Annotated in this window: 19 protein-coding genes; 18 read left to right on the plus strand and 1 reads right to left on the minus strand. The window is 41.8% G+C overall.

The window, feature by feature from the left end:
- The first annotated feature begins 2 nt into the window (after positions 1-2).
- The 18 genes from murA (at position 3) to mscL (ending at position 15,689) form a co-directional block, all read left to right on the plus strand.
- The gene (murA, locus tag D890_RS0102955; protein ID WP_018963046.1) at positions 3-1,283 is read left to right on the plus strand and encodes a UDP-N-acetylglucosamine 1-carboxyvinyltransferase; all 1,281 of its coding nucleotides are present in this window, start codon (positions 3-5) and stop codon (positions 1,281-1,283) included.
- Complete coding sequence (locus D890_RS0102960) at positions 1,258-1,587, plus strand: hypothetical protein (RefSeq protein WP_040363480.1); 330 nt, start codon at positions 1,258-1,260, stop codon at positions 1,585-1,587. Before murA ends, D890_RS0102960 begins: the two co-directional genes overlap by 26 nt.
- Positions 1,584-2,576, plus strand: a complete 993-nt coding sequence (gene csaB, locus D890_RS0102965) for a polysaccharide pyruvyl transferase CsaB (protein ID WP_018963048.1) — start codon at positions 1,584-1,586, stop codon at positions 2,574-2,576. The genes D890_RS0102960 and csaB overlap by 4 nt, the downstream gene beginning before the upstream one ends.
- Positions 2,573-3,679, plus strand: a complete 1,107-nt coding sequence (locus D890_RS0102970) for a 5'-3' exonuclease (RefSeq protein WP_018963049.1) — start codon at positions 2,573-2,575, stop codon at positions 3,677-3,679. Before csaB ends, D890_RS0102970 begins: the two co-directional genes overlap by 4 nt.
- Positions 3,664-4,236: a dephospho-CoA kinase gene (locus tag D890_RS0102975; RefSeq protein WP_018963050.1), complete on the plus strand. Its 573-nt coding sequence runs from the start codon at positions 3,664-3,666 to the stop codon at positions 4,234-4,236. Before D890_RS0102970 ends, D890_RS0102975 begins: the two co-directional genes overlap by 16 nt.
- Positions 4,205-4,675: a methylated-DNA--[protein]-cysteine S-methyltransferase gene (locus tag D890_RS07760; RefSeq protein ID WP_018963051.1), complete on the plus strand. Its 471-nt coding sequence runs from the start codon at positions 4,205-4,207 to the stop codon at positions 4,673-4,675. The genes D890_RS0102975 and D890_RS07760 overlap by 32 nt, the downstream gene beginning before the upstream one ends.
- The gene (gene rapZ, locus D890_RS0102985) at positions 4,660-5,529 is read left to right on the plus strand and encodes an RNase adapter RapZ (RefSeq protein WP_018963052.1); all 870 of its coding nucleotides are present in this window, start codon (positions 4,660-4,662) and stop codon (positions 5,527-5,529) included. The genes D890_RS07760 and rapZ overlap by 16 nt, the downstream gene beginning before the upstream one ends.
- Positions 5,480-6,352 carry a DNA-binding protein WhiA gene (whiA, locus tag D890_RS0102990; protein ID WP_245533130.1) on the plus strand — a complete coding sequence of 291 codons (873 nt, stop codon included), beginning with the start codon at positions 5,480-5,482 and terminating at the stop codon, positions 6,350-6,352. The genes rapZ and whiA overlap by 50 nt, the downstream gene beginning before the upstream one ends.
- Positions 6,345-7,334, plus strand: a complete 990-nt coding sequence (locus tag D890_RS0102995) for an RNA polymerase factor sigma-54 (protein ID WP_018963054.1) — start codon at positions 6,345-6,347, stop codon at positions 7,332-7,334. Before whiA ends, D890_RS0102995 begins: the two co-directional genes overlap by 8 nt.
- A gap of 73 nt (positions 7,335-7,407) precedes the next feature.
- Complete coding sequence (gene gap / locus D890_RS0103000; RefSeq protein ID WP_018963055.1) at positions 7,408-8,418, plus strand: type I glyceraldehyde-3-phosphate dehydrogenase; 1,011 nt, start codon at positions 7,408-7,410, stop codon at positions 8,416-8,418.
- Position 8,419: 1 nt separating this feature from the next.
- On the plus strand, positions 8,420-9,598 hold the full coding sequence (locus D890_RS0103005; RefSeq protein WP_018963056.1) for a phosphoglycerate kinase: 1,179 nt from the start codon (positions 8,420-8,422) through the stop codon (positions 9,596-9,598).
- Between the two features lie 3 nt (positions 9,599-9,601).
- Complete coding sequence (gene tpiA, locus D890_RS0103010; protein ID WP_018963057.1) at positions 9,602-10,321, plus strand: triose-phosphate isomerase; 720 nt, start codon at positions 9,602-9,604, stop codon at positions 10,319-10,321.
- Between the two features lie 18 nt (positions 10,322-10,339).
- Positions 10,340-10,555, plus strand: a complete 216-nt coding sequence (gene secG, locus D890_RS0103015; RefSeq protein WP_018963058.1) for a preprotein translocase subunit SecG — start codon at positions 10,340-10,342, stop codon at positions 10,553-10,555.
- 118 nt (positions 10,556-10,673) lie between these two features.
- Positions 10,674-10,937, plus strand: a complete 264-nt coding sequence (rpsO, locus tag D890_RS0103020; protein ID WP_018963059.1) for a 30S ribosomal protein S15 — start codon at positions 10,674-10,676, stop codon at positions 10,935-10,937.
- A gap of 1 nt (position 10,938) precedes the next feature.
- On the plus strand, positions 10,939-13,041 hold the full coding sequence (locus D890_RS0103025; protein WP_018963060.1) for a polyribonucleotide nucleotidyltransferase: 2,103 nt from the start codon (positions 10,939-10,941) through the stop codon (positions 13,039-13,041).
- Positions 13,042-13,044: 3 nt separating this feature from the next.
- Complete coding sequence (locus D890_RS0103030) at positions 13,045-13,605, plus strand: uracil-DNA glycosylase (RefSeq protein WP_018963061.1); 561 nt, start codon at positions 13,045-13,047, stop codon at positions 13,603-13,605.
- A 2-nt stretch (positions 13,606-13,607) separates the two neighbouring features.
- Positions 13,608-15,257 carry a ribonuclease J gene (locus D890_RS0103035; protein ID WP_018963062.1) on the plus strand — a complete coding sequence of 550 codons (1,650 nt, stop codon included), beginning with the start codon at positions 13,608-13,610 and terminating at the stop codon, positions 15,255-15,257.
- A 39-nt stretch (positions 15,258-15,296) separates the two neighbouring features.
- On the plus strand, positions 15,297-15,689 hold the full coding sequence (gene mscL, locus D890_RS0103040; protein WP_018963063.1) for a large conductance mechanosensitive channel protein MscL: 393 nt from the start codon (positions 15,297-15,299) through the stop codon (positions 15,687-15,689).
- 5 nt (positions 15,690-15,694) lie between these two features.
- Here the strand turns inward: mscL and D890_RS0103045 are convergent, their stop codons facing one another.
- A complete protein-coding gene (locus D890_RS0103045; RefSeq protein ID WP_018963064.1) occupies positions 15,695-16,042 on the minus strand; it encodes a cupin domain-containing protein in 348 nt (115 codons plus the stop codon).
- Positions 16,043-16,099 lie beyond the last annotated feature (57 nt).

Genomic DNA, 16,099 nt, shown 5'->3' on the forward strand with positions numbered 1-16,099 from the left:
CAATGAGCGTTTTGATTATAGATGGTGGAGTTCCATTAAGAGGTAGAGTAACTGCGCAAGGTTGTAAAAATAGTGCTTTAGCCGTTCTGGCTGCTGCCGCCTTATGTGAAGACAAGGTTTACTTAACAAATGTTCCCGACATAGGTGACGTCAGGACCATGATTAGCATATTAAGATCGCTTGGTTACAAAGTAACATGGAATAGTGGTGTAACGATAAAACCCGGTAATACTATAAAGAACTATGATTTAACAAGAACGGGCGCTGGTTCAATAAGAGGTTCTCTACTTTTCTTAGGTGCACTTTTAGGACGTTTAGGCAAAGTTGTTTTGCCTATGCCCGGCGGCTGTAATATTGGAACACGCCCGATTGATCTCCATTTGAAAGGTCTCAGTTTAATGGGAGCCAAACTCGATGTACAAGGTGGAAGTATACGAGGAGAGGCCCCAGATGGGCTAAAAGGTGCTTATGTTTATTTGGATTTTCCCAGTGTTGGTGCTACAGAAAACATTATGATTGCTGCAGCATTGGCAAATGGCGAGACAACCATAGAAAATGCGGCTCAGGATCAGCAAGTAGTTGAGCTTGGTAAATTTCTAATGGCGTGTGGTGTAAAAGTTCACGGTCTTGGCACAAAAGTTATACGCATAAAGGGCAAACGAGAAATAGGTGGCGTGACATTTAGGGTATCAGGTGATAGCATAGAGGCAGGAACATACATTATTGCTGCTGCTGCTACCAGAGGTTCTATAACCGTTGACGGTATTGATGTGACGTTTTTAAGGCCACTTTTATTTAAGCTTCAAGAGGCTGGCATAGAAGTTGTAGTTACTAATGGTCATGAGATAACTTTGCATTCCAGTCCTCGACCCAGAGGAATTACGATAAAAACTATGCCTTTCCCTGGTTTTCCTACGGATCTTCAACCATTAATGGCTTCCTTGCTTGCTACTGCAGATGGACGTTCTGTGATTACAGAGACTGTCTATGACGGCAGAATGGGGCACGTGAGTGAACTTTGGAAAATGGGTGCCAACATAGAGGTGGAAGGAAATACGGCCATTATCAACGGTGTGGAGAAACTTACCGGTGCACCGGTAGTAGCTAATAATCTCCGTGCTGGAGCAGCTCTTATCGTTGCAGGCTTATCTGCTGAAGGACGTACGGCTGTTTACGGCATGGAACATGTTATGCGCGGTTATTCCAGTATAAATCAAAAACTGAAAGCCCTAGATGCTAGGGTGCAGCTTTTAAGTGATGAAGAAGCCGTCAGTATTGCTTGAAATAGATAGGAGTGCAGTCCCAGTCGTTGCGGTAAAAGAGCCGCTTAAGGACTGGCTGCACGAGCTTCATGTTTCCTTGAAGGTAGGAAAGTTAAGGAAGCACAATTGTGATGTTTACTACTGGGACAAAGGCAAGATATTGTACCATGAAAATTCTGTAGTTATTGTGCCAGAAGAGATGCGAAAGAGTGCGCTGGAGGCTGGGTACAAGCCATGGCAAATATTTACCTTACCTGCTTCTAAAACAGATATTCTTTTTATGTTGAAGCAGGTAAGTTGGAGAAAAAAACAGGGCTACCGATGAAAAACGTTTTAATGGTTGGTTATTGGGGTGGGTTTAATGTTGGAGATGAGGGCTTTCTTGAGATTGTTCTTCCGCGGCTCATGAATATTGCCAATGTAACGGTGGCATCTAAAAATCCAGAAAATACGACAAATAACTTCCATGTTAATGCCATTAAAGCGGAGCCTAAGTCTTTGCTTAACGAGATTAAACGCAGTGATGTCGTTTTAGAGGGCCCTGGCGGTCTTTATCAAGATGCCACAAGTTTCAAGAGTCTGTTTTATTATGCTTCGGCCGTGTTTATGGCAAAACATTTTCGCAAAAAAGTGTATTTATATGGTATAGGTATAGGGCCTATAAAGAGACATGTAAGTGAACAGTTAACAAAAAAAGCATTTTCCATGGCTGATGGTCGCTTTGTACGAGATAAATTTTCTTATGAATGGCTGATGAAGCGAGGAATACAAAGCGAATACGCGGCTGACGTGGTTTTTACGGCAGCAAGCGAGCAATTCAAAGGTTACAAACCTGGGCATGATTCCGTATTGTACATACCCAGTCATAAATGGGAAAACTTGGATGTGGATCAGGTGGATGGGAGTATGGTCATTTTCTTTCCCGGTAAAGATATGCCTATAACAGCTGCTTCCGGTGGCGATTTCATTGACGGTTTACAACTCGGTATTGCTGAGATATTAAAGCTGTTTAAAGAATATAAAGGTGCCGTAGTGGGAAGACTACATGCCGGCATTTTAGCAACCATAGCGGGATTACCATTTGTGTGCATACCATACGATGTAAAGTTGAGCGAATACGCCAAAGAACTTTCAGCAGCCTTAGATGTTCCTGAAGATGCCATTGTTGCATCAAACATAACAGAAGCAAAAGCAAAGTTATCTTCGCTTTTAGAAAATGCTTCTGAGGTTAGTGATAAACTTATACGCTTTTCTTTGGCTCAAAAGGAAAGAGCCGACAGAATGATGCATTATATAGAAGGTTCTGTGTTATGAAGAAAGCAATATTAGTAGATAGTAATTCACTCCTCTATAGGGCGTTCTATGCATTGCCAAAGTTCACATCATCAGACGGAATGCCCACAGGGGGCATTTACGGTTTTCTGAGGATACTTTCGAAGCTTCTTAAAGAGCCTCACAGCCATTTTATCGTAGTTGGTGATTCAAAAGGACCATTATCGCGATCTTCCATACTAAAAGAGTACAAATGCAATAGGCCTAAAGCACCTGATGAGTTGAGCGTTCAACGTAGTGAATTGCCGCAAGTGCTGGCTGCATTGAACATACCTTATGTTGTCTTCGAAGGAAAGGAAGCAGATGATTCTATAGCTTCCTTGTCGGCATTATTCGAACATTGGGGATTCGATATCGACGTTTATACGTCGGATACTGACATGCTCCAACTTATTTCAGACCACACGCGTATTGTAATGTTCAAGAAGGGAATCACCCAGGTAAAAATATACGATAAGAGTACTTTCACAGATGAATATGGTTTTTTACCCAGCCGTTATGTAGACTATAAGGCATTAGTTGGCGACCAGTCAGACAATATTCCAGGAGTAAATGGCATAGGGCCAAAGACTGCGTCATCACTAATGAGAGAATCGGACAGAGATGCCATTAAGAAGAAATATGGAGAGATTTTCGATCGAAACGTGGAATTGATAACATTAGAACGTTTTGATGTACCATTGTCCATGTTTCTTTATAGGATAAAACCTGTCTTCGATTTTGGAACATTGGATGATCTACAATTTCGCTCGTTGATTCCATCGCTTCAAAAAGTTTTGAGTCCTATTGAGGTACAAGTAAGCTTATTTGGTTTAGAGGGGTTAAATGCGTTACCTTGGCAATCTTTGGAACAAAGCACCGTTGTTGCTGAACCATTTCCATTCGCATTCATAAAAGGGCAGGAACCTATAATGAGTTCATGCCTTCTTTTTGCACAGTCTTCTTACTCCATAAACAACCTTCAATTTGCTTCTGTTTTTGTTGATGGTGAGGCAATTGAGTTAAATGAGCAGCTTACTGCGACGCTAATAAATGCTGCATCGTCAGTGAAAGTGGATGGGAATACCTTATGGATTCAGGCATAACCTTAGGATTAGCTGGCTGGATAGGTGTTGGCAAAAGCACTATCGCTTCATATTTTGAAGAACAATTAGCGGCAGAAACATTCCGTTTGGATGACATAAGCCACGATCTTTACAAAAACGACGAATTGTGCGCTCAGCTGAGAAAAACTTTTGGAACGTCGGAACGAAAAGAAATCGGTTTCATTTTACAATCACAGCCTTCTCTTTGGGATAGTCTCGATGGTATATTCAAACCCTTTCTTGTGGAAGAAACGCGTAGGCTATGGAGTTTGTCCCCGTCGTCCTTTCGTATCATAGAAGGCAGCTTGCTCTTAAAGTTGGACTTGCAAGATTTGTGCGACGTGGTAGTTTGGGTCACAATGCATCCTCTGGAAGAAGCTCTAAAACGTAGTAGCGTACGAATGAATAAACCATATGCTTATTGCTTAGGAATCATGGACAGGCAGATTAAGTCTGGTTTGTTCGATCCAAAGAAAATTGACATTTTAGAAGTGGAAGATCAGGAAAGGGATTCGTTGTCTGTGTATGAAGATATTAGACGGCACTTACGCTTATAAACTACCATTTGGCCTCTATCTGTGCATAGATGTAAAAAAGGATTTATTACTTAAATCATGGTTCTCTGATCAAGCGGTTTTTCTCGACAGTCCTCCACCGCCGTTAAAGACGTTTTTGGACGGTTATTACAACGGTTTATGGCAACCAGATTTGTACTTTCACCTCATCCCTTGGTCTTCTTTTAAGGACAAAAGAGCAGCAGTTTATAGATGTTTGATCAATGTAACAACAGGGACCACTGTGACGTATGGTGAATTAGCGCGCTATACAGGCTGTGCCAGTCGTGAAGTTGGTACCTATATGCGTACAAACCCATTACCTCTTTTTATCCCTTGCCACAGGGTAGTGGGAGAAAAAAGTTTGGGTGGATTCACTCCTAATGTAGAATGGAAGAAAATGATACTTGATTGGGAGTCGGCGCAATGCAAAAAGTTATAGTGGTAACTGGGCTTTCAGGAGCAGGAAAATCAACGGTATCTAAGGCACTGGAAGATCTTGGATATGTTGTCGTAGATAATGTTCCCGTGGAACTTCTGAATAGTTTGCTCCAATTGTACGAAGCAAAGAACCAAGAACAGCGTGTGGCTGTAGTTGTCGATAGTAGAAGTTTAAGGGGCCAAGCAGATGTGTCTAACTTTGTCTCCGATTTGCAATTTCTCAAAAGTAAACTACCTCTGAGTGTTGTTTTCTTGGAAGCAAGTACGGACACGCTTTTGTCTCGTTTTAATTTGACGCGGCACTTACACCCGTTGGTTCATGCCACAGGTAGCCGCTTGGCTCTGATAGAGGCTATCGAAAGCGAAAAAGAGTTAATGTCCGAGCTTAGAGATATTAGTGATTTTGTGCTTGATACGACGAACATGAAAGACAAAGAACTTGTTTATCATGTTGAAAACTTTGTTGGTAAGGACAGGGGACCAGAGTTTTACCTAATCAGTTTTAGTTATCAGCGGGGTCTTCCTACTAACGCCGACATGGTTTTCGACGCAAGGGTATTCAGAAATCCTTACTACGTTGAAGAATTGCGTACCCTAACGGGTTTGGACGACGGTGTAGCAGCGTACGTTAGAGCCGATGATAAGTATCCTTTCTTCTTGGACTTGTGGCTTCAATTAGCAGAGAGGACATATGAAGAGCATGTGAAACTTGGTAAACCTTATGTCGTTATCGCTGTAGGATGCACAGGTGGTCAACATCGAAGTGTGCTTGTAGTACGTGATTTGGCTCAAAATCTTACAGATAGTGGCCACAGTGTTGTTACGTGGCACCGTGAACTGGGTAGTGTCAGTTAGCGAAAATTTCTGGATAGAACTTACATCTTTAGAAATAAAAAATCCACAAAGTGAACTCGAGGGTTTGCTATTGGGTTCTGGTGAAATGGATTTAAACGGTGATCTGTTTATTAGTTTTCGCAGAACGGAACCTGTGCGAAGAGTTGTCCGCATATTATCTCAGCTAAAACTTCCCTATGAAATCACTTTTCAAAAGAACCATGCTGCTGGGTCACGACAGACTTACGTTGTAAAGGCAAAAAACGTAACATCTGTTTTGAAGAATCTACCACTGAAAGATACCACAAGGCTAAACTGGGACGTTATAAGAGGCATAATGCTGACTACAGGTTACATATCTGACCTAAATCCTTGGTATCATGCGACAATGGATGTGGAAGTGCCGGAGGATGCAGAAGAAGTAAATTACTGGCTCAAAGAAAGAATCGGAAAAAGTTACCTCATTTCTAAGCAGAATACTAATACAATTCATATAAGATCCTTTGATGCTCTCTATCGGTTTGTTGATGGGTTAGGTGCTATTAAAACACGTGAAGAAATCTATGAGCATCACTTCATGCGGATGAAAAAGATATCTGCTCAACGATTGGCAAACTGTGACAATGCTAATTTAAAGCGTCAGGTTGCAAAAGCAGAGTTCTATAAGGAATTGTTGGATAATAAGGACATAACTATCTTAAATGATGAAGAAGTGTCACTGCTCAAACTTAGAGTCGAAGAGCCTGAACTTTCTTATTCGGAAATCGGAGAGCGCCTTGGGATTAGCAAGAGCAAAGTTGCTCGGCTATTAAAAGCAATAGAGGAGAAGCTGAAAAGTGAATAATAGCGGCTCGCAAAAACAAGTTCAGCGCATAACGGTCAAAAGGCGACAACTCCTTCGAACTTATATGTCAGAAGGGCTAGCACTTCCATTTGCGGATTTTGTTACGAAGTACAGCAGTGTATCGGTTCCTGATGAACTTCTTGAAGATCGCATAAGTAGTCAACCCCAAGATATTGACTGGGAACTTGTGGAACTGCAAATTGACATGATTTTCGAGGAAGAAGAAGCACAAATTGCTTATGGGATCTTAAAATCACTCGATTATCGAGGTTATTTTTCTGGTGATATCCGAGGGCTTTCTTCACAATATAATGTTTCGCTGTCAAAGGTGGAGGAAGTAAGAAAAAAACTAATAACACAGGTGGAACCGTACGGACTGGGAAGTTTAGGAGAAGACGAATTCTCTGAAATCATAAGACAATTAAAATTGGATCGTCGTGAACACCCTATAGAAAGCCAAGATAATAGTCTGCGACAAACAGAACCAGATTTCTATATAAGCATAGAGGACGGTACTTTTACGTTACGCCTCAACGACAAATACGAGTACGTTATTCAGAATACCACAGGCATTTATAAGGTAGTGGCTGAATACCGAATGGATTTGATACGAAGGCTAGCACAGTTGATCATTGAAAACTGCGCTTCAGAATTGGCTAATGGACGAATGACGTTTCTCACACTTGACCAAGCCGCTCATGCACTTGGTGTTTCTAAATCTACTGTTTCAAGGTTGGCAAAGTCAAAAGTATTCGATTTTTGTGGCGCCTTGTACGATGTTTCTCATTTCTTTACAAGAAGCATAAAAGGTATACCGCAAGGTGAACTTCTTATGGAGATTGCAACCATACTAAAAGAGAACCCTACTGCAACAGATGAAATGATTGCCCAGCTCTTGAGAATACGTAAGGGATGGAAATTTTCTCGAAGAACAGTGAATAAATACCGTAATATTTTAAGGGAATATGAGACGAAGACGTGAATTTGTTTGCATAAAAGTATCTTAAACAAGGTTTTTGTGACTTATAATACGATTAATAATGGAGGTGACAAAAATGGCAAAAGTAGGAATAAATGGTTTTGGACGTATTGGAAGACAGGTATTCAAGTCGTTATTTGAAAGGTATCCTCAAAATGAGGTCGTTGCGGTTAATGATATAACCGATACAAAAACGTTAGCGTTTTTGCTCAAGCACGACTCTACTTATGGTACTTTTAACGCTGATATTACCTACGATGCCGACCACGTAATCGTTAATGGTCGCCCGATAAAGGTCTTTGCTGAAAAAGACCCTGCTAATATACCATGGAAAGATTTGGGTGTAGAAGTTGTCATTGAATCTACAGGTTTATTCACCAAGGCAGAAAAGGCTCGTGTACATATTGATGCCGGCGGAGCAAAAAAGGTAATCATTTCTGCACCTGCTGATGGTGATGATATAACGATCGTGTTGGGTGTTAATGAAGACCAATATGATCCCGCAAAACATAACATAATAAGCAATGCTTCTTGCACAACTAACAGTTTGGCTCCTGTGGCCAAAGTTCTTAATGACAAGTTTGGTATTGAGAAGGCCTTGATGACCACAGTACATAGTTACACCAACGATCAGCGCATTTTGGATCTTCCTCATAAAGACCTTCGCAGAGCTCGTGCAGCAGCGCTGAATATCATTCCAACGTCTACTGGTGCCGCTAAGGCAATTGGTAGAGTCATACCTGAACTTAATGGGAAAATGCACGGAATTTCCCTCAGGGTTCCGACTCCTACTGTTAGTATCACAGACTTGACTGCCATACTGAATAAAGATGTTACTACTGACGAGGTAAACAATGCATTCAAGGAGTACGCAGAGGGAAGAATGAAAGGCATCCTTGGCTACACTGATGAACCACTTGTTTCCATGGACTTTAAGGGAACAACATTCTCAACAGTTGTGGATGGATTGAGCACATTTGTTATCGGTGGGAACCTGGTAAAAGTATTAGCATGGTACGATAACGAGTGGGGTTATTCCACAAGATTAGCTGATCTGACTAATTTTGTCATCGAGAGAGGTTTGTAATATGAAATTGAGGACAGTCCGAGAGGCGGATGTAAAGAACAAAAAGGTCATTGTTCGTGTCGACTTCAATGTGCCTCTGGATGCAGACGGAAATGTCGTGGATGATTTCCGTATAAGAGCAGCGTTGCCTACTATACAGTACCTCATTGACAATGGAGCAAAAATAATTCTAATCTCTCATCTTGGAAGGCCGAAAGGAAAGAGAGATAAGAAATATAGTTTGGTAGGAGTAGCTAAACGGTTAGCCGAATTGCTTCACAAAGAGGTTCTTTTTGCTCCTGATGTCATAGGCGAGGAAGTGGAATTGGCAGTCAACGGACTTAGAGCCGGAGATGTTCTTCTCTGTGAGAACGTGCGTTTCCATGAGGAAGAAGAGAAAAACGATCCAGAATTCGCAAAGACTATTGCTTCTATGGGCGAGCTTTATGTAAACGATGCTTTCTCGGCAAGTCATAGGGCCCATGCGACTGTGGAAGCCATAACGAAGTATTTGCCATCATATGCTGGTTTCTTGATGGAAAAGGAAGTTAATTACCTTTCCATGCTCACTGAGAATCCTGAAAGGCCATATTTCCTTGTTTTAGGCGGCGCTAAGGTAAGTGATAAAGTGGCTCTTTTACAAAATCTACTACCTAAAGTCGATGGTATGGTGATCGGCGGAGCCATGGTGTTCACTTTCTGGAAGGCTCAGGGTAAAGAAACAGGAAAATCTATTGTTGAAGCGGATTTGGTTGATTTTGCCAGACAGCTAATGGAAGACGCTTCAAAGCAGGGCAAAGAAATCGTTTTGGCACAGGACTTTTTGGTTAGCGATGAAGCAAAAGAGAGCGTTTCCGTTAAGAATATAAACGATTTTGGACCAGAAGATATCGGATATGATATCGGCCCAGAAAGTATAAAGTCTTTTAAGAATGCTTTGGTAAAAGCCAAAACGGTATTCTGGAATGGCCCACTGGGTCTCTTTGAGGAAGAAAAGTTTGCTAACGGGACCCGAGAAGTAGGTACATTCTTAGGTGATTTTTCAGGAACAGTGGTAGTGGGCGGTGGAGACACTGCTAATGCAGTTCGAGAAATGGGATTGTTCGACAAATTTGACCACGTTAGTACGGGTGGAGGAGCTTCTTTGGAGTTCTTAGAAGGCAAAGTTTTACCTGGCATTGCTCCTCTTTTGGAGGCATAAAGCGTGCGATACGTGTTTGGTAACTGGAAAATGAATGGAACTATAGCTTTCACGCGTGATTATGTGAAAGCGTTGCTAAATGAAGTGCGACCTGCCACAGTGCAGGTCGCACTTTTTCCTCCATTTACTGCTTTAAGCAATATGGCTGATGCTGTAAACGGTTCATTTGTTAAGTTCGGCTCTCAGAATATGTATTTTGAGGAGTCTGGTGCTTTTACAGGTGAAATTTCCCCTGCGATGTTAGAGGAAATTGGAGTGGATTATGTTTTACTTGGCCACTCTGAGAGACGGCATATATTTAATGAGAGCGACGAACTCTTAATGAAGAAACTTGAAGCAGCCCATAGACACAATTTCCCTGTGGTTTTCTGTATAGGAGAAACACTTGATGAAAGGAAGTCCGGGGTTACCAAAGATGTTATCAAAAGGCAACTGATTCTTGTAAAAGATCTTCTAAGATTAGGTGATCTTGTGGCTTACGAACCCGTTTGGGCCATCGGTACCGGTGTTACACCTACGATGGATGAGATTGCAGAAAGTATTTCTTGGGTCAAGGACTACTTGAAGACAGACATACCTGTACTTTATGGCGGAAGTGTAAATAAAGGCAACGCGAAGGATATTGCTGCAATAAACATTGTTGATGGTGCTTTGGTTGGAGGAGCAAGTTTAAAAGTTGATGAATTTGCTATTATAATAAAAGCGTTCGGCGAGAATAATTAGCTGCGAGGTGTTTAAGCTATGAAAGAAGTTTTGATGATTGTTTTAGGCGTTGTGTCTTTTATTTTGCTTCTGCTGATTTCGTTCCAGGAGCCTAAGGAAGAAGGTTTAGGCGCCATTGGAGGTTCTGCATCCATGTTCCACGGCGCATCTCCACGGAGTAAGTTGTTTGACAAGATGATTATAGGTTTTGGAATTGCCTATGTGGCGTTGGTAATTCTGACTGTACTTTTGTAGTGCTAAAATAGTGATTGTATCTAATTAACAGTGGTTCCAAGGTACAAACGTTATTGAATAGCACGATTGTTCAGTTTTGATGAAAATACTGGACAAATCGCAAGTAGGAGGTATTTATATGGATAAAGAATTGAAGGAAAAGATTATTCAGGAGTATGCTACGCACCCAGGGGACACAGGTTCCCCAGAAGTTCAGGTTGCATTACTTACTACTCGGATACAAAATCTCACTGAACATCTACGTAGAAACCCTAAAGATGTGCATTCCCGGAGAGGCCTCATTCTTATGGTAAGTAAGAGAAGAAAACTTTTAAATTACCTGAGGGGGAAATCTCCAGAGAGGTATCAAACATTAATTCAGCGATTAGGATTGCGACGTTAGTATGATTGAAAGAAAAAGAATAGAAGTCAGTGGAACTATAGCTGGTAAAAATGTTGTTTTTCAATCTGGCTTTTTAGCTCTTCAGGCGAATGGGGCCGTGCTTGCTCGTTTTGGTGACACTACAAGCTTGTCTACAGTCCTTATGAGCAGTGAACCGAAACTGGATCAGGATTTCTTCCCACTTACTGTGGACTATGAAGAAAAGTCATATGCAGTAGGCAAGATACCTGGCGGGTTTTTAAAGAAGGAAGGGCGTCCCAGTGATGCTGAAATATTAAAAGCTAGATTGATTGATAGGGCCATACGCCCTATGTTTCCAGATGGCATGCGCAATGAAGTACAAGTTCTTAACATGATATTGTCGGCTGATATGGAAAATCCACCTGATATCGTTGCTCTAAATGGAACTGCCGCTGCCTTGGCTGTTTCTGATATTCCTTTGCCAGAACTAATCGCGGGCGTAAGGGTAGGGTACATAGATGGTAATTACGTGCTCAATCCGACTTTTGAAGAAATGTCCAAGTCTAAATTAGACTTGACAGTCGCGGGCACTCGTGATGCCATAGTCATGATCGAAGCTGGTGCGGCAGAGGTAGATAAAGAGTTACTACTGGGTGGATTGAGGTTTGCTCAAGATGGCATACGCCAGATTATTGATTTAATAGCGGAACTGCAAGAAAAAGCAGGACGTGAAAAGACGCAGGTAACTGTTGTGGAGTTCCCCACGGAACAGATGGACTTTTTGCGAGGTTACAGTGACCAATTGCAAAAAGCTATGGTTACCCCTATTAAGCAGGAAAGAGAGAAAGCTGTCGGCGAACTGAGAAAATCTGTTTACCAGACGATGCTTGAACAATATCCGGACTTAGGAGAACCGCTCTTCAACCTAATGTTTGAAGAGATTCAAAGAGAAGTAGTCAGAGCCTATATGAAATCTACACGAAAACGTGTTGATGGAAGAAGCTTTGATGAGATAAGGCCTCTTTATGCCGAAAGCGGTGTTCTCCCTCGGGTTCACGGTTCTGGACTTTTCATCAGAGGTCAGACGCAGGTAATGTCCACGGTTACATTAGGGAGTTTTAGTGATGTACAGTTTATTGATGCTATAGGTTTGGAAGAATTCAAACGTTTTATGCACCAGTATGATTTCCCGCCTTTTAGTACGGGTGAGCTGAAACCTCGTAGGGGACCGTCGCGTCGAGAGATTGGTCATGGTGCTCTTGTGGAAAGAGCGTTATCGTATTTGATTCCTTCTGAAGAAGATTTTCCTTATACCATACGCGTGGTAAGTGAAGTCCTTGAGAGCAATGGGTCTACTTCTATGGCAAGCACGTGCGCAAGTTCTATTGCCTTAATGAATGCTGGTGTCCCTATAGCTCGCCATGTTGGTGGTATTGCCATGGGTTTGATAGAGTATGACGATGAAAATATTGTTCTTACAGATATTCAAGGTCTGGAAGATCATCTGGGCGATATGGATTTCAAGGTTGCTGGAACGCGCCAGGGCATTACTGCCTTACAGTTGGATGTTAAGGTTAAGGGCATAAGTGTTGACACATTAGATAAAGCTGTGGACCAAGCCGAAATAGCTCGGATGAAGATACTAGATGTGCTTTATAACGCTATTCCTGAGCCAAAGTCGCTTTCCGAAACCGCTCCAAGAATTGTGAAAATTGAGATACCTATTGATAAAATAGGTGAAGTTATCGGACCCGGTGGAAGAAACGTTAAACGTATAGCTCAGGATACAGGAGCGACTATTGATATTCGTGAAGATGGTGTTGCTTTCATAAAAGGTCTTAGTGATGAATCTGTGAATATGGCTAAACAGCAAGTCGAAATGATTGCAAAAGATCCTGAAGTGGGAGAAGAGTTATCTGCGCGGGTTATTAAAGTAACCCCTTCTTACGCTATAGTAGAAATAGCTCCGGGAAAAACAGGATTGCTTCACGTTTCAGAAGTTTCAGAAACACGTATAAAGACGCTTGAGGATGTACTCAGCGTAGGAGATACAATAAAAGTTTGGGTAAAAGAGAAAGATGCCGAAGGGCGTCTCAGGTTTACCGCTAAGGAGAAAAAAGTCGAATCTCGGAAACAGGAATAATCGATGAACGAAAACCTATGGAAAGAGCTTGAACACTTTGCTCTTGGTTGCACCGCTTGCGAACTGTGCAAGACTCGAAAAAATGTGGTTTTCGGTTCAGGTGATCCGTTTTCCAGATTATGGCTCATTGGAGAGGCTCCTGGATCAACAGAAGACGAAAAAGGTTTACCTTTTGTAGGACAAGCTGGTTCTCTTTTGGATGGTTTTCTCACTAAGAATGGGTTCAAAAGAGACAGCTTGTTCATAACAAACGTGATCAAATGCAGGCCGCCTAATAACGCTGATCCTACTGATGAACAAAAAGATCAGTGCTTTCCTATTTTGACTGCTCAGTTGTCCATAGGTAAGCCTAAATATGTTTTGGCTTTGGGAAGACATGCCGCAGAAGCATTGGTACCAAGGCCATTTAAAAGTATAAAAGAAATTAGAGGACAGATCATCCAGTTGGATGAAGTAAAAGTCGTAGTCACTTATCATCCTGCAGCGGTTCTTAGAAATCCTCGACTCGGTGAAATTGTTGACCATGATATTCAGATGATGTCCAAACTTATTGCTGGAGAGTGAATATGATTAGGTTTTATGCACTTGGTGGTTTAGGTGAAATTGGTAAGAATTTGTATGTTGTAGAAAAAGATGGAAAAATACTCATACTTGATTGTGGTCTTAAGTTTTCGGATGTTCCCGGAGTAGATTTTCTTCTTCCAGATTTTTCATATTTAGAAAAAAGAGCGAAAGATATTGTCGGGCTATTCTTGAGCCACGGGCACGAAGATCATATTGGTGGTGTTCCATTTTTCTTGCAACGTGTTCGTGTACCTGTGATAAGCTCCAGACTAAGCTTGGAACTGGTAAAAGCGAATCTCGGTTCCAAAGCATCAGAATATGAGTTTATTCAGGTAGCACCTGGCGAATCTATGGAGTTAAACCCGTTTGAGCTTCACTTTGTGGAAATGCGTCATTCAATACCGGAAGCATTAGGTCTCTACATTAAGACTGATGAAGCGCGAATTTTCTTTACAGGTGATTACAAAATCGAAGTGGCCCCAGTCTCTGGGAAACCAACTGATTTTAAAACGCTGTCCAGTATAGGAGAAGAAGGTGTTGATTTCCTTCTTGCAGATTCGACGAATGCCGAGCCATCCATGGTGTGGAATGGAGGAGGAAGTGCGGCAGATTGTCTGACTGAACAACAGGTTTATGAGTTGCTGGACAAAGAGATAAGTAGTTCCACGGGTCGTGTAATTGTAAGTACGTTTGCTTCTCACATTGACCGTATTCAACAGATTATTAAAATCGCTCAGAAGGAAGAACGCAGTGTAGCCATTGAAGGCCGCAGTTTAATTAAAAATATGAAAATTGCTGAGAAGCTCGGATATATGGATGGTTTAAGCCATCGTATTGTCACTGCTCAAGCACTGGAGGCACTTCCAAGAAATAAGCAGATGATCATCGCTAGCGGTAGTCAAGGTGAGCCACTTTCAGCTTTGGTCAGGATATCTTCGGGAACACATAAACGTGTGAAAGTTGAAAAGGGCGATAAGGTTATCATAGCAGCTTACCCCATACCTGGGAACGAAAGAGCCGTTACAGATGTCATTAATAGTTTGCTTTACAAAGGAGCAGAAGTTAGGTTCATACATAGCTCTGGGCATCCTTGTACAGCAAAAGATCATCAACTAATCATGCTTAATCTTTTGAAACCGCGCTATCTAGTACCCATTCACGGAGAGTGGCAACATTTGGTGGGGCATGCAGATATAGGAAAACGTGCAGGTTTACCTTCCGAGAATATTTTTCTCATGGAAAATGGTGATGTCTTGGTTTATGAAAAAGACAAGGACAACCCTAGGATAAAGAAGCATGGTATAGAGAACGTTGGTACCTTTATAGTGGATGGCATACTTAGCAAAGTGGAAGCGGCTGTGGCTGTTAAAGAACGTATGAAAATTGGTGCTGAAGGTGTTGTGATCGTCGAAGCTGTTTATATGGAAGACAAGCATGACTGGTTGGTGGATACTGTCATGCTTGGTGTCGTTACGGAATCTTCGCAAAACACAGTGAGCAAATCTCTTAACGATGCTCTTTACAAAATGTTGAGTGACCAATCTCCTGATGCTATGAGTGGGTTAGAATCGCGTATAACAGCTTCAGTAAAAGAGTACCTAAAAGGTATGAACCAGTATCCTGAAGTAGTGGTCCGCCTAAGTACAATATAGACTACCGTTCAATTGAGCTCAGGTGGGGAGGTGTTTGTTATGCTAAAGGGGTTTAGGGAGTTTCTCTCTAGAGGCAACGTTGTTGACCTGGCTGTAGCTGTTATTGTAGGTGCTGCGTTCAACAATGTGGTGAATTCGTTAGTAAAAGACCTTTTCACGCCATTGCTCGGTCTTATTGGCGGTTTACCAGATTTTAGCAATTGGAAACTTGGCCCAGTGATGATCGGTTCTTTTATAAACAGTGTAATTTCTTTCGTTGTTATTGCGGGCATTGTTTATTTTGTTATTGTTCTGCCACTTAACAGTCTGGAAAACAGAACTAAACAGCGAGAGCAGAAAATAGCCTCACCGCCGGAACCATCTGAAGAAGTTAAACTCTTACGCCAAATCGTTGAATTACTTCAAAAGAACTCCGGCGGCGAGCAGAGCTAGTATGCTTAATCGCGCTTAGGAATTACGCAAATGAACTTCCACACAGAAGAACCAGTGTTTTCGTAGCCATGAAGTGCTTGCGGTTCTATGAACATTGCATCTCCTGCTTTTACATCTACAGGTTCGTCACCTACAGTTATGCGCCCTTCTCCTTCTAATGTAAAAATCTCATGTTCCCAAGAATGACGGTGAGGAAACATTTTGGCTCCCACCGGAAATTCGAAGAGCCGCATCTCAAAGTGAGGGACACCTATGTCCTTGTGAAGTAACCAGCGGATGCTTACGCCTCCCTCTGTACCTGAAACATCCTCTGTAGGTACATCTTTGTAATTGACCTTATAATAATCAGCCATACGATCACCTCCAAGGCTTATTCTATCATTGTTGCTGTGCTATAATTAAAAAGCTAT

The sequence above is a fragment of the Coprothermobacter platensis DSM 11748 genome (genome assembly GCF_000378005.1).
Lineage (GTDB): Bacteria > Coprothermobacterota > Coprothermobacteria > Coprothermobacterales > Coprothermobacteraceae > Coprothermobacter > Coprothermobacter platensis.

Bases quoted from the DNA above. Each gene is read 5' to 3' on its own strand.
- murA (WP_018963046.1), top strand. From the start codon at position 3: ATGAGCGTTTTGATTATAGATGGTGGAGTTCCATTAAGAGGTAGAGTA.
- D890_RS0102960 (WP_040363480.1), top strand. From the start codon at position 1,258: ATGAAGAAGCCGTCAGTATTGCTTGAAATAGATAGGAGTGCAGTCCCA.
- csaB (WP_018963048.1), top strand. From the start codon at position 1,584: ATGAAAAACGTTTTAATGGTTGGTTATTGGGGTGGGTTTAATGTTGGA.
- D890_RS0102970 (WP_018963049.1), top strand. From the start codon at position 2,573: ATGAAGAAAGCAATATTAGTAGATAGTAATTCACTCCTCTATAGGGCG.
- D890_RS0102975 (WP_018963050.1), top strand. From the start codon at position 3,664: ATGGATTCAGGCATAACCTTAGGATTAGCTGGCTGGATAGGTGTTGGC.
- D890_RS07760 (WP_018963051.1), top strand. From the start codon at position 4,205: ATGAAGATATTAGACGGCACTTACGCTTATAAACTACCATTTGGCCTC.
- rapZ (WP_018963052.1), top strand. From the start codon at position 4,660: ATGCAAAAAGTTATAGTGGTAACTGGGCTTTCAGGAGCAGGAAAATCA.
- gap (WP_018963055.1), top strand. From the start codon at position 7,408: ATGGCAAAAGTAGGAATAAATGGTTTTGGACGTATTGGAAGACAGGTA.
- D890_RS0103005 (WP_018963056.1), top strand. From the start codon at position 8,420: ATGAAATTGAGGACAGTCCGAGAGGCGGATGTAAAGAACAAAAAGGTC.
- secG (WP_018963058.1), top strand. From the start codon at position 10,340: ATGAAAGAAGTTTTGATGATTGTTTTAGGCGTTGTGTCTTTTATTTTG.
- rpsO (WP_018963059.1), top strand. From the start codon at position 10,674: ATGGATAAAGAATTGAAGGAAAAGATTATTCAGGAGTATGCTACGCAC.
- D890_RS0103025 (WP_018963060.1), top strand. From the start codon at position 10,939: ATGATTGAAAGAAAAAGAATAGAAGTCAGTGGAACTATAGCTGGTAAA.
- D890_RS0103030 (WP_018963061.1), top strand. From the start codon at position 13,045: ATGAACGAAAACCTATGGAAAGAGCTTGAACACTTTGCTCTTGGTTGC.
- D890_RS0103035 (WP_018963062.1), top strand. From the start codon at position 13,608: ATGATTAGGTTTTATGCACTTGGTGGTTTAGGTGAAATTGGTAAGAAT.
- mscL (WP_018963063.1), top strand. From the start codon at position 15,297: ATGCTAAAGGGGTTTAGGGAGTTTCTCTCTAGAGGCAACGTTGTTGAC.
- D890_RS0103045 (WP_018963064.1), bottom strand. From the start codon at position 16,042: ATGGCTGATTATTATAAGGTCAATTACAAAGATGTACCTACAGAGGAT.